This window comes from Chryseobacterium sp. CBTAP 102 (assembly GCF_003201365.1).
In the GTDB taxonomy this organism is placed as follows: domain Bacteria; phylum Bacteroidota; class Bacteroidia; order Flavobacteriales; family Weeksellaceae; genus Chryseobacterium; species Chryseobacterium candidae.
Window position 1 is genome coordinate 82,880 of record NZ_QICX01000017.1, and the last position, 23,007, is coordinate 105,886.

Genomic DNA, 23,007 nt, shown 5'->3' on the forward strand with positions numbered 1-23,007 from the left:
AAATGCTTACTGCTTACTGCTTATTGCATTATTTTTTATCTTCCGAACATGCTATCGTTCTTGTCGGTTCTTGTACCGTCTTCAAGGCGATATTCCTTCAACATTGGGTGGTATCCCAGGTCTTCCATATTCAGAATAGGTCTCAGATCCGGGTGTCCTTTAAATTTAATCCCATAAAAATCATACGTTTCTCTTTCCATCCAGTTGGCTCCCACATAAAGATCTACAAGAGAATCTACTTCAATATTTTCTCTGGACATGAAGATTTTCAGACGTAATCTGAAATTGGCCATCATATTATGCAAATGGTAGACAACACCAATTTCCTTTTCAGGGAATTCAGGATAATGAATACCGCAGATATCCGTAAGGAAATTAAATTCCAGTGATGAATCTTTCAGATAATGAATAATCTTCTTGATATCTTCTTTCTTCACTTCAATGGTCAGCATTCCATAAGGTTCTGAACTTGAAATAACAGATTCCGGAAATTCTCTTGTGATTGCTTCTAATACAAATTCGTTTGTCATTTCCGTTTAGTTGCTTATGTTGTAAGAATCTAATAATTTCTGATATTCAGGCATGTCTCTTCTTCTTATGCTTTCACTTTCTGCAAGAGCCTGTACCTGCATTACGCCCTCAATGATCTGTTCAGGTCTTGGAGGACATCCGGGAACGTAAACGTCTACCGGAATAATTTTATCAATTCCCTGGAGTACAGAATATGTATCAAAAATACCACCGCTGGAAGCACAAGCTCCCACTGCTACCACCCATTTCGGCTCAGCCATCTGAGTGTACACTTCTTTCAGGACAGGTCCTAATTTCTTTGATATAGTTCCGCAAACCATCAGCATATCTGCCTGTCTTGGAGAGAAAGAGTTTCTTTCCATACCAAATCTTGAAGCATCATATGTAGGGTTCAGGGTAGCCATAAACTCGATACCACAACAAGAGGTTGCAAATGGTAACGGCCAAAGCGAAAACTTTCTTGCCATCCCGATTACACTGCTCAGTTTTGTTGCGAAAAACCCTTCTCCTTCATAGCCTTCGGGAGCAGGTGCATCTGTTCTTATTACTGGTTTTTTATCTGACATCTTGTAGATGATTTTAGATTTTAAATTTTAGATTTTAAATTAATTCTTACCGGTATAACTTAAAATCACCATCTAAAATGTTTAATTTAAAATTTATAATTACTTTATTTATCCCAATCCAGCGCACCGCGTTTCCAGACGTAGAAAAACGCTACGAAGAAAATTGCAACGAATGTAAGTACGGCAAGGAATCCTTCCATACCGAACTCTCTGAAATTAACAGCATAAGGATAAAAGAATACGATTTCAATATCGAATAGTACGAACAATACCGCAGTCAGGAAGTACTTGATAGAAAACGGTGTTCTGGCATTTCCTTCTACAGGAACCCCACATTCCCAGCTTTGGTTTTTTACAGAGTTTCCTTTTTTCTGCTGTGGGCCTAAGAAATGTGCCCCAAGCAAAGAAACAGCTACAAATCCTACTGCTACACCAGCCTGGATAAGGATTGGAATATAACTTTCAGGTAAATTCATTTTTGCATTATTATCTCAATTTGCAAATTTAGCGAATAAACAAGAAAGCATGAAATTTATCAGCTTAAAAGTCGGATGAAAATGAGTTAAATCGGTAATTTAGAATCAATAAAAATTAGCTTTTTATGATTATTTTTTTAGCGTCTTTTTCCCCTTTTTTTATAGAAACTGTGGAAAAATGGGCCCTCATACTCTGCATTTGGAATATTTTGAATTCATTGAAACTGAATAGAGGTTCATATCAAACCACGCACTGATGCTGTTTTATGGTCTTATTTTTTCATTTTTCTAAGAAGAGTGTAGGCCATAAAGGAGATGTATCCAAAAAGAATACTCGCAAAAAGAATATTGATTACGGTGTTTGTTTTGTCATCAGGTGACTGGAAAAAGACATTGTAACTGATAAATCCAGCGATTAAAACAGCAAATATGATAAGTTGTGGTTTCATAAAATTCAAAGTTTAGATTTTAAGTTTACGTTGTACAAATTACAGTATCAATTATTTGATTTCCATTGAATACGTTCTTCTTCTTTTATGATTCACCGGATGGTAATCCTGCCATAAGAGCTGAATGCTTTTATTTTCTTCCAGTTCCGGGTTGGTTTCCAGGTATTTTACGCCCTTTTTTCTGAAGATATTCCAGATTTCTTTGAAAATAATAGAAGTAACTCCTCTTCTTTGATAGTCGGGATGGATGCCGATCAGGTAGAAGTTAGCCCTGTCATTTTTCTTACCTGCTTGCAGGAAATGCCACCAGCCGAATGGAAGCAGCTTTCCACCGGATTTCTGCAGTGCTTTGGAATAAGAAGGCATGGTAATAGCAAATGAGATCAAATTGTTGTGTTCATCAGCGATACATACAATAAAATCTTTATCGATGAGCTTAAAATATTTCTCTTTGTAGGTCTTACGCTGCTCATCTGAAATAGGCGTGTAGGTAGAAAGGTGTTTGTACGTTTCATCCAGAAGATCAAACATCGGATCTACATACTGAATAATCTCTTCTTTTGTTTTGAATTTTAAAACCTTCAGTTTATACTTTTCAGAAATAAGCTGATTGAACTTGTGGATTTTTTCAGGCAAGGTTTCAGGGAAAATGATTTCAAACTCCACCCATTCTTTTTCTTTGATTAACCCCAGGTTTTCAAGATGTCTTGGATAGTACTCGTGGTTGTAAATCCCAATCATAGTTGCCAGCTGATCAAAACCTTTTACCAGCATCCCGGCTTTGTCAAGATTGGTGAACCCCATAGGTCCTTCAATTTTATCAATATTTTTTTCTTTGGCATAATCAACTGCTTTTTGAATTAATGCCTTTGAAACTTCAGCATCATCAATAAAGTCGATCCATCCAAAACGTACCTTTTTAATGCCTAATTCTCTTTCTTCCTTATGATTAATCAGAACGGCAATTCTTCCTGCAAGCTTGTCATTCTTATAGGCCAGATACTGCTTTGCCTCAGAATATTGAAGCGCAGGATTTTCATCAGCATTCCAGATGTTGATTTCGTCATTGATAAAGGACGGAACATAGTAGGGATTGTTTTTATACAAATCCATTGGAAATCTTACGAATTGCTTGAGCTGACCCGCTGTTTTTACTTCAATAATTGAAACTGTAGACATGTTTTTTGAGAGGAATTAAAGGACAAATATAAATAATAATATTGTATACTTTGGCACAGTTTTTATATGATTATGGGTAAAATTAAACACAAAATTTATATAAAATGGTGGGTTATTATATCATTATTGGTATTTCGATGTTGGTGAGCTGGTGGGTTTCGTCCAGATTGAAATCGAAATTTGAATATTATTCCAATGTACACCTTCGAAATGGCCTTTCGGGCAAAGAGGTGGCGGAAAAGATGTTGAGAGATAACGGAATAAATGATGTTCAGGTAATATCGGTACCCGGACAATTGACGGACCACTATAATCCGGCAGATAAAACAGTGAACCTTTCTGAAGGAGTTTATATGCAGAGAAACGCGGCGGCGGCAGCAGTAGCAGCTCACGAGTGCGGACATGCAGTGCAGCATGCAGTAGGATATTCCATGTTGAATTTACGATCAAAGTTGGTTCCTATTGTGAATATAAGTTCTAATCTGATGCAGTTTGTTCTTATCGCGGGTATCGCGGTAATGGCTGCGTCCAGAACAATTGAGAATCCAAATGGAAATACAACTGTTCTTGCCATTGGCGTAGCGATGTTTGCAATGACCACGCTTTTTGCTTTTGTAACACTTCCCGTGGAATACGATGCGAGTAACAGAGCAATGAAGTGGCTTAAGGATACGGGAACTGTAACTGCAGAAGAATTCGTAGGAGTACAGGATAGTTTGAAATGGGCAGCAAGAACTTATGTGGTAGCCGCATTAGGTTCTCTGGCACAGCTTCTTTACTGGGGATCTTTGCTTCTTGGTGGACGAAGGGATTAATCATTAAATTCAAATGAAACATATTGCATCTCAGAAAGTTTTTCTGAGATGTTTTCTTTTTGAGCCAGTTTCAGGGATGCAGTAAGAATACAGTTTTCATGAGCATCGAAGTTCAAAACTTTAGCATCAAATTTTGAAAGCAGGGTGAAAATCGTATTCTGCTGATTGAATTTAAATTGAATCTCTACTTCTGTTTCCAGTTCTCTGGTGATAATACTGCCCTCTTCCAATGTGATCCTGGCAGATTCCTTATAGGTTTTCACCAACCCTGAAACACCTAATTTAGTTCCTCCATAATAACGAACAACAATGACAAGAACATTTGTAATTTCATGAGCCAGAAGCTGGTTGTAAATAGGTAATCCCGCACTTCCGGAAGGCTCACCGTCATCATTGGCGCGATAATTCTCACCATTTAATCCCATTCTGAAAGCATAGCAGTGATGAGTAGCTTTCGGATGTTCTTCTCTTATCTTTTCCAAGGCTGCTTTTAGTTCTTTTTCATTATTTACCGGGTAAGCAAATCCGATGAATTTGCTTCCTTTTTCTTTTAAAAGAGTATTTTCTATAGGCTTTTCTATGGTTTTGTATTCAAACGTCATTGGAGGTTCCTGCTTTGTTTATGCAAAAATATTAAATGCTTTACTATTCTGCACCATAATCATAAATTAAGCCGTCAAATCTTGACGGCTTATCTGTTTTTTGATATAAAATTACGGTCTTACATTTGATCTCCGCAAAGATCCATCGGGATCAGGCACATATAACTTGTTGTACCGCAAAAATCCTGAGGACATTGATCTCTGCATCTGGTAGGTTGTCCATTAGGGAGTGTACATATTACAAAAACTCCCCCCTGGATTGTTTTTAAACCGGTTCTTGATAATTTTTTCAAATTTTTCATGGTAGTTTTAATTTGGTAAAACTAATGTAAAGAATTTATTTCATTTATCGGTGATAGAATAGTTTTGTTTTAAATTGTAAAATGAAACGATATTATCTCTGAATACTTCTGTTTTTGTTACTTTATAATTAAATTCCGGGGCTTTTGTCCCATTTTCTAATATCAAATTCTCATTTTTAATTACAATGGCTTCGTCCCAAAGATTAGCATTGATAAACTGCTGCAGAGTAAAGCGGCCACCTTCAATGATGACAGACTGTATCTGTTCTTTATACAGTGCTTCCATGAGTTCTGGCAGAAAATGATCTTTATTGATTTGAATGAATTGAACGTGTCCTTCAGTGCCTTCTTTCACAGAATTTAAAACCAATGTTCTTGCTTCATTGTTATAAATATTAAAGCTGGCAGGAACTTTCAGATCAAAATCAATTAAAATCCTGATTGGATTTGTTCCTTCTATATTTCTGACTGTTAAGCTTGGGTTGTCATTTAAAGCAGTTTGAGTTCCCACTAAAATAGCATGTTCGTCGGCTCTCAATTGATGAACGAACTGATTGACCAGTGTATTGGAAACGGCAGTAGGTTTAAAATCTTTATCAAGAAAGCCATCACCGGATTCTGCCCATTTTAAAATGATATAAGGTCTTTTCTTTTCATGATAAGTGAAGAATCTCTTGTTGAGTTCAATACATTCTTTTTCCAGCATTCCTGAAACGGCTTCAATGCCTGCATCCTGAATGATTTTCTTCCCTTTGCCATTCACTTTATCATGAGAGTCCATAGCGCCAATCACCACTTTTTTAAATCCCAGTTCTTTAATTTTTAAAGCACAGGGCGGAGTTTTTCCATAATGCGCACAGGGTTCCAGAGATACATAAATTGTTGATTCCGGGATTAGTTTTTTATTTTTAACGGAATTGATCGCATTGATTTCCGCATGATTTTCTCCTGCTTTGTGATGATATCCCTCGCCAATGATCTCTCCGTTGTGAACAATCACACTTCCAACAAGAGGGTTAGGGTAGGTGTTGCCAAGAGCTTTTTGGGCCAGCTCGATGCATCTTTTAATATAAAATTCGTCGTTGTTCATATGTATAAAAAGAAAAAGCGAAGACAAATTGCTTTGCTCCGCCTTTATTTATTTTGTTATCTGTTAATCTCCACTGATAATGCTGTGAAGATTTTGTTTTAACGTTTCCAGATGAGCTTTTTTCTCATCAATGGTATTGTAAGTGTCTTTTAACAGAGGATTTTCTCTGGACGGTTTGTTGAAGAAAGAAAGGTTGTTTTCCAGTTTGACGATTTCTGCCTCAAGATCAGAGATTTGATTTTTGATCTTTCTTGCTTTATCGGTTAGCTGATTTTCAGATAGGCCTTCTTCTTTCAGTTCAAGTTCGTTGATCTTGTTTATTTTCAATTTCTCTCTCAATGTTTTGTTGAATTCAGAGTTGATTGAAATTTTATCTCTTGGAACTTTTCCTATGTTATTCCATGAAGTCTTGATCTGTTCGATTTTTTCGATGCTGCCTTCTTCATTGGAAACCTCTTTCAATTCATCAAGAAGTGCTTTTTTGTTTTTATAGTTTTCTTTCCAGTTGTCTGTAGAAGTATTGCTTTTCTCTCTGTAGTTGTTGAAGAATGCATTACAGGCATCACGGAATTCATCCCAGATTTTATTGGTCATGCTTTTGGGAACGTGGCCGATTTTTTTCCAGTCTTCCTGAAGTTTTTTGAATAACGGAACGGCAATATCCCATTCCTCATTATTCATATTGTCCTGTGCCGTCTGGATCAGCTTTAATTTTTCTTCAAGGTTGGTCTGCTGAGAGCCTTTCAACGATTTGTAGTAATTGTTTTTCGTTGTATTAAAGCCTCTTAAAGTTGTTTTGAAATCATTCCAGTTTTGGTTGGAAAGTTTTCTTGGAACACTTCCTGTCTTCAGAAATTCAGAACGCAGATCTTCCACTCTTTTAATGGCGTTCTGCCAGTAATTGTGGTTAGGTGTTTCCGAAGGTTCAGACAGTTTCCTGATTTCAGCGATGATTTCATTCTTCTTTTCAAGGTTAACCGTCTGCTCTTTTTCAATAGAAGCAGAAAGTTCAGATTTTCTTTCGTGAATTTTATTGGAAATTTCTTTGAATTCTTCCCATGTCTTTTCACGGAACTCTTCAGCCACAGGTTCCGCTTCTTCTTTCCATAGTTTATGAAGATACTGAAGCTCATTTAACGCTTTCTGAATTACCGGTTCGTTTTCCAGTTCTTTAGCACGGGCAATGATATGCTCTCTCTTTTCCAGGTTGTGGCTGTATTCCTGTTCCAAAAACTCTTTATTCAGATCCAGCATCTGATAAAACTGATTCAGGTGGTGGAAATAGTTATTGTTAAGAATTTTGAATTCAGACTTGGCAACCTGTCCGGCTTTTGACCAGTCTTCTTTAATCTCACGGATAGATCTGAAAAGATTAATTCCTGGTTCAGAGCTGGTGTATAGATTTTTAAGTCTTTCGATTATGTTTTGACGATGGTCAAGATTTTTCTTTTGCTCTTCTTCCTGTCCTTTCTGGAAGTCGTCATGTTTTTCTCTGAAGATATTGACCAGTGCAGAATACTTAGCCTGAGAAGGGTGTTCATAGCTGAAATTTTCGGCAGGATTTCCGGCTTCTACATATTCATGCTTTTTGTCCTCCACTTCATCATGGATGTAATGACTTGCTTTTTCCCTCAGTTGGTTGAATCTTTTGAAATTCTCTCCGGCGTTGGGAGTGTTGATGATTTTTTCCATTTCCTTTAAAGCATCGGCAAGGGAGATTTCTTCTTCATGTTCATCCAGGTGCTCAGCATCATCCTCATGTTGGTTTGCATCATGAGAAACGGTGTTTTCTGATGGGTCCTGAGATACTTCGTTTGGATTTTTCTTTTCTTCGTTTTCAGAAAGATTGTTTTCTGTAGTCATAGCAAATCTTTTATGTGAGTGGCGTTAATATCCTTTAAATATAGCTGAAAGGCCAATTAAAGCACTAATTTATGTTATTTTTTTTGAAAATTCCAAATTTCCCAGGCTTTTTCTGCTTGCTGTTCAAGCATATAGTATCCATTCACGGTTTTTGCTCCTTTTTCAGAGGCATTGATGATGAATTGGGTGTAGTTGGGATTGTAAATCAGATCGATAACCAGATGATCTGGAGAAAGTCCGTCAAAAGGAAAATTCAGACAGTCTTTCACATTCGGGAAAGTACCTACCGGTGTACACTGGATGATAATTTTATGCTCAGCAACGGTTTCGTGATCAAGATTTTCAAAATTGATTTCTGTACTTCTGGAAATGGTTACAGATGGAATATTATGTTTGTCTAATGCATATTTTACTGCCTTTGCAGCGCCTCCGTTTCCTAAGATTAAAGCTTTATCCTGTGTGGGTTTTTTGTGTAAAAGAAGCGTCTTTTCAAAACCGAACGCATCCGTATTGTAACCTGTTTTTTTTCCATCCTGAATAAGAACGCAGTTTACGGCACCTATTTTCTCAGCTTCATCACTTAATTCATCCAGATAATCAATTATTTTCTCTTTATAAGGAATGGTTACATTGAATCCTAACAGATCCGGAGAAGCAAAAAGTTTTTCTACTTCACTGATTTCGTTCAGATCAAAAATATCATAGGAGAAGTTCTTCAGCATGAGCTTCTGGAACTTGTTTTCGAAGAATTTTTTAGAAAAAGAATAGGAAATGTTTCTGCCTATCAATCCTAATTTTTTATTGGAATCCATAGATCAAAAGTAAAAAAAAGACCGGAAAAATCCGGCCTTGGTTTGAAATATTTTTTAATAATTAATCTACGATAAATTTAGTAGAGAAATTATCTGTTTTCAGAATGTAAATTCCTTTAGCCAAACCTTTAAGGTTGATCTTGTTTGAATGTCTGAAAGGGTTGGTAATTGTTTCAATTAATTTCCCGGAAAGATCATAGATATCAGCTTTTGAAATTTTGCCAAGGTTTTCTCCTTTTACAGATAATTCATTATTTTTTACCGGGTTGGGGTAAATAATAAATGCTGATTTGTCATTTTTAGTTTCTGCCGTTGCTAATGTTGTAGCACATGTCCAGCTAAGATCATCCAGAGCAACTCTGTTGGTAAGAGAAGAATTGGTCAGTTTAATGACAGCATTTCCGCTTACATTTATATTATTAATGGTAGTTGTAGTAACAACATTACTGTAAGGAATAGTTCCTACATTGACGTCATTTACAAGAACATTAAAGTATCCTGCACTTCCGGAGAATTTCAATTGAGTTGTTAATGTTAAACTCTGAACTCCACCTGAGAAAGTTGAACTTGTTAAAGTTCCATTTTTTATGGTAATAGCTTTATTATTGATGGTCTGGTCAACTCTTGCGTCCGTAGCAGTCCATGAAATTCCATTGTTGGTCCAGTTTACTGTCATGTATGTATTTACAGGGCCGGTGATCATTTCAAAATTTTCAGTTCCGCAGCTTCCTCCTCCGGCAGGTGTGTCAAGAGTGGTTTCTGTAGCTGTTGTGCTTTGTGGAGAAGAGTTTGCGAAAGCATCTTTAGCAATTATATAGAATGTATATTGAGTAAGTGGTGATAACCCTGAAACAATAGTAGACGTTGTAGTACCTGAAACTGTAGTTTTTAATGTTCCGTTGGCGTAAATCTGGTACGAAGTTACTCCCACGTTATCCGTAGCGGCTGTCCAGCTTAAAGCAATAGAGTTTGAAGTTGGATTGCTGGCAACAAGGTTGGTTGCTGCTGTAGGAGCCTGGTTATCAACAACCGGAGCGCCCCAGATCTGGGTAACATATTCAGGGTGATCAATGAAAGGGTTTCTGTTTCCCTGATAAGTATAAGAAGCATTGTTTCTTGCAATTTCTTCCGGAGATACCGGATCCATTGCATTCCAGATTAAATACTGGTTAAGTGCCCAAGGCTGTAGCCCTGGAAATGCTGTGCTGCCAAGCATATCACCCGTAGAGAAACCGGGAAGGTTATCTTCATATCTTGTTACAAAATAAAGAATCATTCTTGCAATATCACCTTTGAAAGCATCAATGGGTTCAAATACAGTACCTGCATATCCTGCAGATACAGATGTGCCTAGCTTTGATCCGTTTTTAGAGGTGAAAGAAGTGTTACCAACAATTCCGAAAGGGTAGTTGGATCTCATTCCGTTTACTTTTCCATCTGTAGCCCGGATAAAATGAATATCAGCTACCATAGGAGAAGCACTGCTAAATAAACTCTGAGGGATAACGTGCTCTCTGTTGTAGCAGTCACCTTCATTAGAATATCCTGCAGATCCACATTGATCTGTAGGGCCATATGTGAAATTATACTGATCCGGCCCATTTGGATTTTCAGAATAAATATCCAGAATTGTTCCGTCATTTTCATAGAAATAATCGCGGTCTGTGGTAGCGTATCCTGTCCATAGGCCACCATAACCATTGTCTATGTGTCCATTACTGATAATGGTTTTAAGGGCTGTTTTAAGAGCTGCACCTGTTAAGCTTGGCGATTGATTATAATATCCTGCCGGAGCCTGTGCCAAAGCGCCAATAAATGTCACGCTTAAAAGAAAGAAAGATAAAAGTTGTTTCATTTTTTAAAATTGGGGCGTAAAGATACGAAAAAATGAAACTGAAGTATGTTAATTGTATGTAATATATAAAGTCGGTATATTAGTTTTTAGTAATATATTCCTTGCTGATTTTTGAAAAAAACCATGAAATAGTGATTCCAAACAGGGAAGCTGTAAGGGCTACGATAAGATAGTTTTTTCCTACAATTTTCACTGGGAATGGCAGAACCTCATTGGCTCTGAAGAATTCTGTGTAAAGCTGGAAGTAGCAAAGTGCTGTTCCGAGAATTAATCCGGTAATCACACCTGAAATAACAATCAGGAGTCCGGTATAGAAATAGGTCATTCTCAAATGGCTTAAAGGAAAACCAAGTGATATCAATGATTTTGCCTGCTCTTTTTTATCAAGCTGAAGGATAATAATTGCTCCGGCAAGATTGAAGGTGGTAATAAAGATGACCAATGCAAAGATCAGGTAAATAAAAAGTTTTTCTGTGTTAATCATTTTCCAGAAAGCGGCATTTTCCTCTTCCTTGGTTTTGATTTCGATATTCTTTCCGAGTGAAGAAAGCAGGCTTTGTTTTACTGCATCTGCATTTTCCGGATTTTTCAGTTTAATAACAATCTGGTAAGCTGACTTTTTAGGAAGATTAAGCAATTCTTCTGTAAGCTCAATAGGAGAAACAATATAACTGTCCAGCTGGTCTTTCCCAGGGAATACACCTGTTACCAGAATATCTCTTTTATTATAGATGTCTTCTTCCTTACTGATAATCCCCGTTCCCGGTTTCGGCATGAAGACTGTTGCATAATGATTGGAAGAATCTACAGGAATTGAAAGCCTGTTGTCAAGACTATTCTCCATTAATACCTCATTGGAGTATTTGAAACTTGGATAAGTTCCATAGAATACCTCTTTATTAATAGGATTTACCTTCACATAGGCAGAATCTACCCCCCTTAAGTAAGCAATGTCACCCTTTCCGTTGAAACTGATGTATACTTTTTCTTCAATAACACGGGAGAAGCTGCTGATTTCTTTATTGCTGGTCAGAATTTTAGCAACATTATCAAGATTTTTGATCGTTTTTCCGGAAGTGCTTTTTAAAGTAAGGTCAGCATGAAGATTGGAAATAAGGTCTTTGTTCAGGCCTTCAAGTCCTGAAAAAACCGAAATAATGACGAACATTGCAGCCACAGCAACCGTCATGGCACCTACTGCCAGCCACGTAATGAACGTAACGGCAGTACTCCCTTTTTTAGCCAAAAGGTATCTGGACGCTATGTAAAATGCAATATTCTTCAAGATCTATAAAACAGGATTGTCGCCTTCGCCTCTTAATTCTCTTTCCAGTCTTTCAACATCATCAAGAGCGGTATCCAGGTAAAAGTTAAGTTGTGGAATAATACGAACCTGCTTTGCCATTTTCTGGCCAATGAAGTTTCTGTATTGAGGTTTGTTTTCTTCAATCTCCTTCATCACAGCGGTACGGAATTCCTGTGGGAAAATGCTTAAATAAATCTTGGCAATTCCTAAGTCGGCAGTTACTTTTACATCTGAAACAGATACCAATATGCTCTGTTTGCTTTCTGAAGCCTGTTTGCGGAAAAGCTCCGCGAAGTCTTCCTGAATGATCTGTGCTACTTTTCTTTGTCTGTTACTTTCCATAATTTCTGCAAATTTAGTACTTTTGTTTGAATTGATACTTTGAAATTCAACTACAGTATCAAATTTACGATTTAATTATATTGATTAGTATTTATGAAACTAGAACATATTGGTATTGCTGTAAAGTCTTTAGGTATTTCTGATGAGCTTTTTGCCAGATTATTAGGAAAAGAATTCTATAAAAAAGAATCCGTAGAAAGGGAAGGTGTGGTTACTTCTTTTTATGAAACAGGAGAAAGTAAAATTGAGCTTCTAGAAGCCAGTAATCCAGAAAGTCCGATCTCTAAATTTATTGATAAAAAGGGAGAAGGTATCCATCATCTCGCATTTGGGGTTGAAAATATCCTTGAGGAAGTAGAAAGATTAAAAAAAGAAGGATTTCAGTTTATCTCCGAAGAACCGAAAGAAGGTGCTGATAACAAATTAGTTGTATTTCTTCATCCTAAGTCTACCAACGGCGTGCTGGTAGAACTTTGCCAAGAAAAGCAATAAAAAGTTTTGTAGTGAAAGAAATTTTACTATTTTTGCAAACACAAAATTTAACCAAGTTTTGAGGTCCTATAGCTCAGTTGGTTAGAGCACCTGACTCATAATCAGGTGGTCCCTGGTTCGAGCCCAGGTGGGACCACTTTTTAAATCAAGCACTTACAGAAATGTAGGTGCTTTTTTGTTTCCAAAAATCATAGCACTGAGTATAGAATCAGGTTTAATAAAAGCTTCTTTAAAAAAAGAAGGGCAATACTGCCCTTCATATAATTTTTATTAAATACTTTATTATTCTTTTTCAATAGGATTATTGTTTAGCTTGTAAGATTCTTTTATTTCTTTCCCTTGTTTCTCAATGAAGTCTTTTACCTTCATATCAGTTCCAGGCATTGTCATACTTAATAATTGAGGAGTTAACTCATTTCTCATAGCAGCTAAAGGGTCTTGTTTGTAATTTTCGAATGTTTTTGTAAATTTTACTTTTTCTACTATTTTCACATTACCATTAGTGAACTTTTTAATAAGGGAATCTTCACTGTTATCTTTCGCTTTTTTATTTCCTTTTAAGGTAAATGAATAATTGTTTTGATCATCTTCTATTTTTACAATTAGTCCAGGTAAACCATTAAATTTATAGGGACCATCATTAAAAGGAAGATCATGACAAAACCAGGCAATCCATTTTCTTCCCGCAAAATTTAACATTGCTTTTTGGGCATTATATTCACCGATTTTTTGCTTTTCTTTCTGAATTTTCCAATCAAAATTTATTTTTTCCTGATAACCAAAGGTAAGAGGAGTTAATCCGTTCATAATATCTTCAGTATATTGAACTTCCATATCAGGATATTTTTTTGTTACCGAATAGGTAAATCTGACATTCGGAGGTGCTGACTGATTTTCGTAAATGCCTGTTTTTTGCATTTTTTTAAATACTTCGTTGGAGATTGAATCTGAAACGATTAATTGATAATCTTTAAAGATCGATTGATCTTTTTTAATATCTAAAACCATCATTGCAGTTTCATTTCTTGTAGAATCTTTTTTAGGTTTATATTGTACTTCATAGAAAAAACGATTGATCTCCTGAGCTTTGGTTTTGATAGTTATTAAAAAGAATAACGGTAGTATCAATAAGTATTTCATAGGTTTATTTTTAAAAGTTGTATCTGTATTTTGCAAAAATTTTATACCAGAAATCCGTGAAAGAATTAGGTAAAAAAGAGAAAAAAGAAATAATTTTCCAGGGAGAAGTAAAGTGTGCAAATATTTCAAATATTGCCTTTGACCGTACCCAAACTTCATTATCATTCACAAAATAGATTGTTTGGAGATCTATAAACTTTATTCCTTTATCACGAAGAATTTTTCTTGCTTCTTTGCTTCTTACAGAAATAATTTCCAGCGTTTTAACATGAGATTGGCTCCATTGAGAAAACCTCGTACAAAACTTACATTCAGAATCATAAATAATAACTTTCATTTTGTGAATTTTTAAATGGATTGTAAGTCTGGCTGTTTTTTTAGGCTTTTATATTGTGATAAAATGAATAACGACGAAAATGACCCTGCCAACAGGCCTGTAAATATCATGATTCCACTTTGAAGAATAAATGGAATTTTTTTCACGTAATCAATATTTTTTGAGGTTACCGCATATTGTCTGGATATCATTTGCAAAGTTTCAGCATATTTTAAAGATAAAGTTTTATCAATTAAAGCATACACGAAAACATCGATCAAAAAAATCATGATGCCACTAAGAATAAATGTACAAGTCACATAATAAAAATTGGCGATATGATTTACTTTTTTTTCATTCTTATATTTCTTTAATGACAGAAACAAAATAGTAGCAGCAAGCACAAAGGCAATAAACATTGAAAGAATAGGAAAAAAAGCAACGGCAGTCATACTAAAATTATCATAAGAAATAGAGTATGCAATGCCATAAATACATCCTGTAAAGGATAAAGCGATCACTATTGAAGTAATAAAAATATACTCCAATGAAAGAAGGTTGTTGTCCATAGAAATTAGTTTTTAAATGCTAAATGTTGATGTAAGAGACCCAATCTTTCTGAATATCTTCTGTAAGATGCGTTCTTATTAAATGGTATTCTTCTGAAAGATAAATTTTAGCGAATTTTCCATTTTGTAAATGTCCGATATGATCACAACAATTTGTAAGAGTTTCCATAATATGAGAACTTATTAAAACGATCTTATTTCTTTTTTTTAGTTCATCAATGATAAAATAGAACTTTTCGACACTTTCAAAATCAAGTCCGTTAAATGGCTCGTCAAATAAGTATATGGGTCTATCAATTAAAATATTACAAAGGATGGCAAGTTTCTTCTTTGTTCCTAATGAAAGTTTTTCAACAATAGAGTCTGTTGGAATATTAAAGAAACTTGTAAGTTTTGTTACCTTTTCATCTTCGTTCTCATGAATGAACAGATTTAAAATATCGTTAACTGACAGATAAGGATAAAAGTAATTTTCAGATTCCAAATACGAAATATCTCTTTTATTTATAGGTTGGTTTTGTAATAATATTTGTCCATTGTATTTTGTATTTTGAAAAATAGATTCAAATAAAGTTGTTTTTCCTGCCCCATTTCTTCCTAGAACACCAAATATGTTCCCTTCATTTATATTTAAACTAAGGTTGTCTAAAACTTTTTTGGAGTTATAATTCAATGTGATATTTTGTATACTAAACATACTTTGCAATTTTCTTTAAGGCTGATTTTCTGTTGTGTATTATATAAATTATTGCTGGAATTAGTAATCCAATAATAAGTGTAAATTTGAAAAAGTCTGCATCATTAACATGGATTACCTTTACTTTTTCATTATAATTTACATACTTATTAATAACAATAACATAATTTGAAAGAAAAACATAAAGAATGAAATAAATTATATAATCTTTTTGCAAAGGATTTAAAAACGCAAAGTTGATTACAGCAGGAATTGAGATCATCAGGCACATCAGAAAAGAGTATATGATTTTTTTTTCTAATCTTAATCTTGAAAATTGCAGAATGAGAATTTCTTTATTTTCCTGTAGCGAATAAACATGCAAAAGAATATGTAACCAGCATAATCCTAATATTATCAAAGTTGCAGGATGATATCCTAAGAAACCGGAAAGTAATACAAAGGAAAAGAAAATTATAATATTCTTTCGTATATAGGCTTTCCACTCTAATAATGCATTAGGGATTTTGTTAATAAATCCTGGATTTGCGATGTATTTTTTTAGCTTTATAAAAGGTAAAACAAAACATATAAAAACATTTCCTAAAAAGAGAAAGTTATTTTCTTTGAAAACGAAAAATAAATTTATAAAAACCCAAATTATCAAATATTCTAATGCAAGGCTTATATAGAATTGCTTTCCTAAAATATTTTTTAAAAAATTAATATCCTTTCGTGTAAAATGAATGATAAATAAAACTGTTGATGAAATTAATGCATAATAGCCATTATGATTCGTTTTAAATAAAAATAAAAATAAAAGCATTATACTCACTAAAACACCAATATCCATACTCTGGTTTGATGCTTTAAATAATAATTTTAATCTCAGTTTCAGATATCTCTTAAGCATATTCTTTACTAAATATTTTTCTTTTGAATAGCAATGTAATTTTTTGAAAATAGGCTCCAGCCTTTTTCCATTCTTCATCACTTATGAAAAAACCATAACACATCATAAATAGGATCTCAAAATCATGGATCATCATAAAAATGTATATCCCCAGATGAATCATTATTCCAAGAGCGAACACCACATATTTGCCGGTTTTATGCCATGCAAGAAAAGGAAATGCTAACTCCCAGATTAAAGTAATATAGGTAGAGAGTGTCACAAAAATTCCATTTTTTGCTAGTATATTATTCATTTCAGTTCCCTTAAATCTTTCTAATTGTAAAGTATAATAAGTGGCAACACCACTGAACCAGACTTTAGCATTGAGTTTGAATATGGCAGAAACGAAATAAATCAAAGATAAATGAATTTTTATAGATAAAACAGATATTTGATTTACAAAATAGCTGATACTGTCTTTTTTTTGCCCGGTACTGTTATTTAATGTGAAATATCGGTAGCAATCCGTAAAAATCATGTACAGTAAGAGAAATTTCAATAAATTATCACCACCATTTAATATAAAAGGATATGCTCTTTGAACAATTTCAACGGAAATATATAACAATAAGGGAGTGAAATATCTGAAAATCCCAAAGGCAAATAAAATACTTAGCAACATTATAATACTAAGAATAATGTTAATGTTTTGAAAAATAGTGGATTGCTGAATTCCAAATATCTGAAATATGGGATTAACAGGTGCTGCTTTCAAAAATGTAGCATCGGTGATGAGATCCTTATTGAAAAATAATTGTAAATATTTTTTAAATACATGTATTGATATCAGTATCCTGAAAATCGAAAGATATATATAGTGATTTGAATGGAATAGTTTTTTCATTTTAAAAAGGATATGGGCTGAAAGCAATTACTTTAGATTCAACATTTGGCTTTTTACTTTCTCTGTTAGCAAACTTTTTAATTTCCTCGGAATTTATATTTATTGTTACATATTTTACTGACTTTAACTTATCTGCAGACATTTTATCTTTTCCAACAATCTTCGCATAGTCTTTCAAGAGAAGAAAACCCTGAACTTGTTCAGGAGCTTCATTGAGTTTTTGTACTGCCAGAAGATTGGCATTGTTAAGACTTAGCTCGGGTTGTTGGGTGTTTATTTCAGTTCTTTCTTTCACTATTGTATTAACGATACCTTCTATAGATCCATAAATTGTATAATCTACCATTTCGGCTCTGCCATTAAATGGCCTTGTATTTCGTTTTGATTCTATAATTGAAGAATAGACTTCGAAAGCTGCAATTTCATTTTTATTCTCATCCAGATAAGTAAAATAAAGTTTGTAGTTAAATTGCGGCGGAGGTGCAAAAAAACTCCATTTCTGAGCAAAAAAAGTAGAAAATATTTTCATTTCTTTTTGATACTCAATCTTTATAAAATTATTGGGTGAATTATATAAAAATGTAAAAAGCCAATAAATTGATACACAGGTAACGATAAATATTTTAATTGCTTTTTTCATAACTGGCAGGAAAAAAATGGCTCATTAATACAATGAGCCATTAAATCATTATTAGTCTAAGTTCTGGACGTTTGCTGAAACATCATCTGTAGCGTGAAGACCATCTACTATAGCTGAAACAACCATTACAGCAAGAAGAACGCTAGCGGCAACAGCAGATACACTTGAACCCGGAGGTAGCGCCTGGCGTGAAGTGTTAGAAGACTGTACTTGATCTCCATAGGCGATACCTTGTGCTTTAACTACATTAGGTACTAAAAAATTTAATGCAAATACGAATGCCATTCCACCTGCGAAAACTGAGTTTCTGATTTTTTTGTTCATGATAATTTTGTTTTTTATGATAATTAATTTTGCCATATAATCCCTGGCATGGGGTTTTGCCGATCAGCTTTTATATTTAAGTTTTTGTACTGTACACATACAAAAAATAAAATATCATTGTGTTTTTACCTGTAGCAAAGATGCAGTGGCTTTTTTGCTGATACAAGAAAAGCATATCGGAATTGATCAAATTTAACAATGCTACTATACGAAATTGGTCAAATTTGGTAAAATAGAAATAATGTTAATTTTTTGATTATGAGTTAATTATGTGTATTTAATCATTTGTAATGAAAAATAAATAATAGAATTTGTATTTTTGTGACAGTAAACATGTAATGCAAAAAAAATATTTCTTATTTATCGTTTTTCTTTGTCAGAATTTATTCTTTTCTCAGAATATAAAAGGTTTTCATATTCCAGATTCTTTAAGAAAAAAAAGTTTTGAACAATTGATCAGCTGTTATAATAAAGTCTTAAGAATAGATAATGAGAAGGCAGAATTGTATGCAAATAGTATTCTTAGTAAAGCCAAAAAAGAAGAAAATAATGACTATATATATGATGGCTATTATAAGTTGGCTCATGCAAAAGGACTGAATTCCGAAGATGGACATCCTTATGCGGACTCTTTAATAAAAATAACACAAAAAGTTAATACAAAAGAATATCCGGCAAAAGCATATATCATTAAAGGAATTTTACTGAATAATGAATTTAAATATAAAGAGGCGCTAAATTACTATATAAAAGCACAGAACTTATCCAGGAATAAAAATTTAGATCAATTTTATTATGTGAAAAAACTGGTGGGCATTTTAAAGACTGCTACTGATGAAAATGAAGAAGCACTTCCTCTTTTCTTAGAATATTACCAATATGAAAAGAAAAAAATGCAAACCAATGATAAAGACATTAAAAGTTACATAGGTTCAATTTTTTCTGTATCAAATTCCTATAGTAAAAATAAAAAATACCAACAAAGCAAACTCTATAATAAAATAGGTCTTTCCGAGTGTGAAAAATATAATGATTATAGCCAATATGTTTATTTTATTATGTCTGAAGGTATAGCAGAATATTATCTTAAAAATTATGCTATTGCTTATAAGCATCTGGCAGGAATCGAAAAAGACCTTCAAAAAAATAAAAATCATGTTAATTTATCAGTTTTATATTATTATTTAGGGAAGATTAATTACGAGCTTGATAAAGAAAGAGAGGCAATACAATATTTTATAAAATCGGATTCATTATCATTCAGGTCAAACGACTTTGTACCAATAGTGAGAGATCAATATGAAATTTTAATTGATTATTATAAAAAAAACGGGGATGAAAAAAAGCAACTAAAATTCATTAATAAACTCTTTTATGCAGACAGCATTATCAATAATAACAAGCAATATTTATCCAAGGAGATTTATAAAAAATACGATACTCCTATTCTGCTAGAGGATAAAGAAAGAATAATATCTGATTTGAATAATAAAAATTCAATATTATACTGGTTTCTAGGAGGTGGTATTTTGTTTATTTTTTCTTTAATATATGTATATAAAAGAAGAATTAAAGAATATCAAAAACAGGCAGACTTATTAATTAAAAAATCAAAATCTTCCGAAGTTTTACCGACTCCTCCTGCTGTAATCAGAAATCCAAAAGTTCCTTCAGAAGAAAAGTCTAAAAGCTTATTATCTGATGAAAAATTACAGAGCCTCAAAACAAAATTAGAGCAGTTTGAAAAAAATAAAAAATTTCTACATAAAAATATTACTGTAGATAATTTAGCTAAAGATTTAGGAACAAATCGGGATTACCTTTCAAAATCAGTAAATGAATTAAAAGGAAAGAATTTTTCGCAATATTTGAATGAGCTAAGAATTAACTATATTGTACAGGAATTAAAGGATAACGAAAAATTAAGAAGATATACAATTTCATCTATTGCCAATGAGATAGGTTATAATAATTCTGAGTCTTTTGCAAATGCTTTTAAGAAAATCACCGGAACTTTACCTTCTTATTATATTAAATTATTACAAGGACAAACTGAAAAGTAAGTTAGCTGATAATAAGTATTTTGTGATATTTCGTATAAGAAATTGATCAATTTCGAGATTATTATTTTTGATAAAAGAAACAAAGATAGTTTATTTGCAATCTTAACTATTAATTATTTATACCTGATGAAAAAACAGCAAAAAGCAGAAAAAAAAATGTCGTTGAAGAAATTACAATTGGTTAAAATTACAAACGGTTTGAATTCTATCAAGGGAGGAAATATTGCTCATGTAGCAGTGTTAGGAGATGATAATCAAACAATTGTAGAACAGACTCTGGGTAGTAATAACGGATAACCTTTTTGAATGAAAAAATTCTTCTTTATATATTTTGTCTTTTGTTTACAGTTTGCTTTTTGCCAAAAAATAAGTTTGCGGGAAATTGCTCCTAAAAATGTGGCAAATACAGAAAATATTGTAAAATATCTAGCCAGTCAGCTTAAAGACAGATATATGAAAAACAAAGCTACAGGTACTTATTATGATGATATTTTCAGAATAAATATTATTAATGAAAATTATAATTTATCACTTTCACAGCTGGATTCTCTTAGAAATATTACAATGAGAAATAATTCCGTAACAGCTGGCGCAATGGGAAGTCAATTTGAAATTTATATTAATACTATTAAACGAGCACCTAATAAGAACAATTTTGACAAAATATATGAAGAAGAATTCAAAAAAAAGTATGAAAAATTACCTTTAAAATCACAAATTATTTTATCCCAATATTTTACTTATGATCCAATAGCGTTAAAAAAAGATATTAGTGAAATCATTACGAGTAATATAAAACATGATAGTATTGACATTTCAGATGCTATAAAATTATGTAGAAAATACAATATATATGATGTAGGGAATAAAACATTCAAATTAGGAGCACAGTTACTTAAAAATTTCGAAAAAGAGGTATTTACAATATATGATAGTATAAAAGTTACTACAAAAGATAATGGAATTCTTACATTAAGTGTTGTAGTAAATAATAAAGCTCCAAAACCTCAAAGTACAATACTTCTAAATACCATATATTCAGATCTTAAAAATATTAATGAGGCTAAGAAGTTAGCTTCGGATAATTATGCCGGAGTTATTTTAAATACAAGAGGAAAATATTTAAGCAATAATAGTATAGAACCTTTTGAACATGAAGTTGAAGATATCAATGAAGCGATTAATTGGATTATAAAGCAACCTTGGAGTAACGGAAAAGTGGGAATGATTGGAGGAAGCTATTTAGGATTCAGCCAATGGGCGGCTACAAAAAAACTCCATTCGGCATTAAAAACCATAATACCACAAGCTGCGGTAGGAATTGGTACAGAAGATTTTCCTATGAATAATAATATATTTACGTCCTATGCTATAAGGTGGTTAAATTATGTAGTGAATTCAAAAATGACTGATTATGCAGATTTTAGTGATGTTAAAAAATGGAATTCCACCTACAAACAATGGTATATCACAGGGAAACCATTTAGACAACTAGACTCTATCAGTGGAAAATCTAATATCATCTTTCAGAGATGGCTTAATCATCCCAGTTTTGACGATTACTGGAAAAATATGATTCCTTATAAAAAAGATTTTTCTAATATTAATATTCCTGTTTTAACTATTACTGGGTATTTTGATGCTGACCAGTTAGGAGCGTTATATTATCTTAAAAATCATTATAAATACAATAAAAATGCCGATCACTATCTGATTATTGGCCCTTATGACCATTCCGGTGCGCAGGGATATATAAAGAACGAACTAAAAGGATATACAATTGATTCTGTGGCTAATATAGATTTTAACACGATTTGGATTGAATGGTTTGATTATATTTTAAAAAATGGTAAAAAACCATCTTTCTTGAAGAATAAGATTAATTATCAGGTTATGGGCACTAATCAATGGAAAAATGTAAATTCCTTAGAGAACATTAGTAAAAATACCCTAAGATTTTATTTAGAGAATAATGGTTTACTATCAGATGTAAAAATAAGTGATAAAAGTTTTTCATTACTGAAAGTAGATTTAAAAGACCGTTCTGATGCGGATGAATTATTAGAATTAAAGAATGAAATAGTTGAAAATAAAATATACACTAAAAATAGTCTAATATTCACAACTAATCCACTTGATAAATCTTTTGAATTGTCAGGTAATTTTTCTGGAAAATTTAAATTTTCAATCAACAAAAAAGATGTAGATGTCTATGTTTATTTATATGAGCTAATGCCCGACGGAAAATATTTTTTATTATCAAGTTATATGGATAGAGCTAGTTATAATAAAAATAACGAAAAACGAAATTTACTTACCCCTAATAAAAAGGAAACAATATCTATATCAAATAATAAATTTATAAGTAAAAAAATAGAAAAAGGAAGTAAGCTCGTTGCGATAGTGGGCGTTATGAAAACCCCATATTATCAAATAAATTATGGTTCGGGAAAAGATGTAAGTGATGAAACTATTCTTGATGCAAAGGAACCACTGGAAATAAAATTTTATAATGATAGCTATATAGATGTTCCTGTTATTAAGGAATAATTATCTGAAAAATTACAGATACCTTTAGAGCACATGATTTGCAACCAGAAGGTCTCACAGAAAGGTAGTGTCTCACTAACTGTGTAAGTTAAAAAGTTATTCTGGAAAATTTTGAGCCCTCATAGCTCAAAAAATTTTACGGAAATAACTTTTTATTATTTTTAACCATTACATAGTTATGATAGACAAAGAAGACTTATTAAACAACAAGGATTTCTATAAGTCCTTTAAAAATGGAGAAGACTTAACC

General features: G+C 32.9%; 26 protein-coding genes and 1 tRNA gene. 6 read left to right on the top strand and 21 right to left on the bottom strand.

Annotated features, from left to right (window positions below):
• Positions 1-35 precede the first annotated feature (35 nt).
• The 5 genes from C8D70_RS19015 to C8D70_RS19030 form a co-directional block, all read right to left on the bottom strand.
• Positions 36-530, bottom strand: a complete 495-nt coding sequence (locus C8D70_RS19015; RefSeq protein WP_076597194.1) for an NADH-quinone oxidoreductase subunit C — start codon at positions 528-530, stop codon at positions 36-38.
• A gap of 6 nt (positions 531-536) precedes the next feature.
• Positions 537-1,097, bottom strand: a complete 561-nt coding sequence (locus tag C8D70_RS19020) for an NADH-quinone oxidoreductase subunit B (RefSeq protein WP_002983540.1) — start codon at positions 1,095-1,097, stop codon at positions 537-539.
• Positions 1,098-1,201: 104 nt separating this feature from the next.
• Positions 1,202-1,573, bottom strand: a complete 372-nt coding sequence (locus tag C8D70_RS19025) for an NADH-quinone oxidoreductase subunit A (RefSeq protein ID WP_034693436.1) — start codon at positions 1,571-1,573, stop codon at positions 1,202-1,204.
• Positions 1,574-1,845: 272 nt separating this feature from the next.
• The gene (locus C8D70_RS20940) at positions 1,846-2,022 is read right to left on the bottom strand and encodes a hypothetical protein (protein ID WP_168801911.1); all 177 of its coding nucleotides are present in this window, start codon (positions 2,020-2,022) and stop codon (positions 1,846-1,848) included.
• Between the two features lie 51 nt (positions 2,023-2,073).
• Positions 2,074-3,201, bottom strand: coding sequence for a GNAT family N-acetyltransferase (locus C8D70_RS19030; protein WP_110368340.1), 1,128 nt, complete (start codon positions 3,199-3,201; stop codon positions 2,074-2,076).
• A 104-nt stretch (positions 3,202-3,305) separates the two neighbouring features.
• Here C8D70_RS19030 and C8D70_RS19035 point away from each other — a divergent pair, with 104 nt between their 5' ends.
• Positions 3,306-4,016 (top strand): zinc metallopeptidase, encoded by a 711-nt coding sequence (locus tag C8D70_RS19035; protein WP_174525207.1) that lies wholly within the window; start codon positions 3,306-3,308, stop codon positions 4,014-4,016.
• Here the strand turns inward: C8D70_RS19035 and C8D70_RS19040 are convergent.
• The 8 genes from C8D70_RS19040 to rbfA all read right to left on the bottom strand — a co-directional run bounded on the left by C8D70_RS19040 (position 4,013) and on the right by rbfA (position 12,188).
• A complete protein-coding gene (locus tag C8D70_RS19040) occupies positions 4,013-4,618 on the bottom strand; it encodes an IMPACT family protein (RefSeq protein ID WP_110368341.1) in 606 nt (201 codons plus the stop codon). The two genes, C8D70_RS19035 and C8D70_RS19040, sit on opposite strands and share 4 nt — an antisense overlap.
• 119 nt (positions 4,619-4,737) lie before the next feature.
• Positions 4,738-4,920: a bacteriocin-like protein gene (locus C8D70_RS21350; protein ID WP_076597198.1), complete on the bottom strand. Its 183-nt coding sequence runs from the start codon at positions 4,918-4,920 to the stop codon at positions 4,738-4,740.
• 40 nt (positions 4,921-4,960) lie between these two features.
• Complete coding sequence (ribD, locus tag C8D70_RS19050) at positions 4,961-6,010, bottom strand: bifunctional diaminohydroxyphosphoribosylaminopyrimidine deaminase/5-amino-6-(5-phosphoribosylamino)uracil reductase RibD (RefSeq protein ID WP_110368342.1); 1,050 nt, start codon at positions 6,008-6,010, stop codon at positions 4,961-4,963.
• 63 nt (positions 6,011-6,073) lie between these two features.
• A complete protein-coding gene (locus C8D70_RS19055) occupies positions 6,074-7,873 on the bottom strand; it encodes a DUF349 domain-containing protein (protein WP_076597200.1) in 1,800 nt (599 codons plus the stop codon).
• 74 nt (positions 7,874-7,947) lie between these two features.
• Entirely contained in the window at positions 7,948-8,685 is a 738-nt protein-coding gene (locus C8D70_RS19060) for a shikimate dehydrogenase family protein (RefSeq protein ID WP_076597201.1), read from the bottom strand.
• A 61-nt stretch (positions 8,686-8,746) separates the two neighbouring features.
• Entirely contained in the window at positions 8,747-10,540 is a 1,794-nt protein-coding gene (locus C8D70_RS19065) for an endonuclease (RefSeq protein WP_110368343.1), read from the bottom strand.
• Positions 10,541-10,619: 79 nt separating this feature from the next.
• The gene (locus C8D70_RS19070; RefSeq protein ID WP_076597203.1) at positions 10,620-11,825 is read right to left on the bottom strand and encodes an ABC transporter permease; all 1,206 of its coding nucleotides are present in this window, start codon (positions 11,823-11,825) and stop codon (positions 10,620-10,622) included.
• Positions 11,826-11,828: 3 nt separating this feature from the next.
• The gene (gene rbfA, locus C8D70_RS19075) at positions 11,829-12,188 is read right to left on the bottom strand and encodes a 30S ribosome-binding factor RbfA (protein ID WP_034693455.1); all 360 of its coding nucleotides are present in this window, start codon (positions 12,186-12,188) and stop codon (positions 11,829-11,831) included.
• A gap of 93 nt (positions 12,189-12,281) precedes the next feature.
• On the opposite strand from rbfA, the gene mce reads away from it, so the two are divergent.
• Positions 12,282-12,680, top strand: coding sequence for a methylmalonyl-CoA epimerase (gene mce, locus C8D70_RS19080; RefSeq protein WP_110368344.1), 399 nt, complete (start codon positions 12,282-12,284; stop codon positions 12,678-12,680).
• A 62-nt stretch (positions 12,681-12,742) separates the two neighbouring features.
• Positions 12,743-12,816 (top strand) — tRNA-Ile (locus C8D70_RS19085).
• Between the two features lie 146 nt (positions 12,817-12,962).
• Here the strand turns inward: C8D70_RS19085 and C8D70_RS19090 are convergent.
• From C8D70_RS19090 to C8D70_RS19125, 8 genes are all read right to left on the bottom strand, one after another.
• Positions 12,963-13,856, bottom strand: a complete 894-nt coding sequence (locus C8D70_RS19090; protein WP_228408066.1) for a GLPGLI family protein — start codon at positions 13,854-13,856, stop codon at positions 12,963-12,965.
• The gene (locus C8D70_RS19095; protein WP_076597205.1) at positions 13,831-14,157 is read right to left on the bottom strand and encodes a thiol-disulfide oxidoreductase DCC family protein; all 327 of its coding nucleotides are present in this window, start codon (positions 14,155-14,157) and stop codon (positions 13,831-13,833) included. Before C8D70_RS19095 ends, C8D70_RS19090 begins: the two co-directional genes overlap by 26 nt.
• 11 nt (positions 14,158-14,168) lie before the next feature.
• Entirely contained in the window at positions 14,169-14,705 is a 537-nt protein-coding gene (locus C8D70_RS19100) for a hypothetical protein (RefSeq protein WP_110368345.1), read from the bottom strand.
• Between the two features lie 19 nt (positions 14,706-14,724).
• On the bottom strand, positions 14,725-15,402 hold the full coding sequence (locus tag C8D70_RS19105; protein WP_110368346.1) for an ATP-binding cassette domain-containing protein: 678 nt from the start codon (positions 15,400-15,402) through the stop codon (positions 14,725-14,727).
• A complete protein-coding gene (locus C8D70_RS19110; RefSeq protein WP_110368347.1) occupies positions 15,395-16,372 on the bottom strand; it encodes a hypothetical protein in 978 nt (325 codons plus the stop codon). The genes C8D70_RS19105 and C8D70_RS19110 overlap by 8 nt, the downstream gene beginning before the upstream one ends.
• A complete protein-coding gene (locus C8D70_RS19115) occupies positions 16,287-17,180 on the bottom strand; it encodes a hypothetical protein (protein ID WP_076597209.1) in 894 nt (297 codons plus the stop codon). The genes C8D70_RS19110 and C8D70_RS19115 overlap by 86 nt, the downstream gene beginning before the upstream one ends.
• A gap of 1 nt (position 17,181) precedes the next feature.
• Entirely contained in the window at positions 17,182-17,709 is a 528-nt protein-coding gene (locus tag C8D70_RS19120) for a hypothetical protein (protein WP_136521036.1), read from the bottom strand.
• 162 nt (positions 17,710-17,871) lie between these two features.
• Positions 17,872-18,144 (bottom strand): hypothetical protein, encoded by a 273-nt coding sequence (locus C8D70_RS19125; protein ID WP_136521035.1) that lies wholly within the window; start codon positions 18,142-18,144, stop codon positions 17,872-17,874.
• Between the two features lie 338 nt (positions 18,145-18,482).
• Here C8D70_RS19125 and C8D70_RS19130 point away from each other — a divergent pair, with 338 nt between their 5' ends.
• The 3 genes from C8D70_RS19130 to C8D70_RS19140 all read left to right on the top strand — a co-directional run bounded on the left by C8D70_RS19130 (position 18,483) and on the right by C8D70_RS19140 (position 22,757).
• Complete coding sequence (locus tag C8D70_RS19130) at positions 18,483-20,207, top strand: helix-turn-helix domain-containing protein (RefSeq protein WP_110368348.1); 1,725 nt, start codon at positions 18,483-18,485, stop codon at positions 20,205-20,207.
• A gap of 126 nt (positions 20,208-20,333) precedes the next feature.
• Positions 20,334-20,504: a hypothetical protein gene (locus C8D70_RS20945; RefSeq protein ID WP_168801995.1), complete on the top strand. Its 171-nt coding sequence runs from the start codon at positions 20,334-20,336 to the stop codon at positions 20,502-20,504.
• A gap of 9 nt (positions 20,505-20,513) precedes the next feature.
• Complete coding sequence (locus C8D70_RS19140) at positions 20,514-22,757, top strand: CocE/NonD family hydrolase (protein WP_110368349.1); 2,244 nt, start codon at positions 20,514-20,516, stop codon at positions 22,755-22,757.
• Positions 22,758-23,007 lie beyond the last annotated feature (250 nt).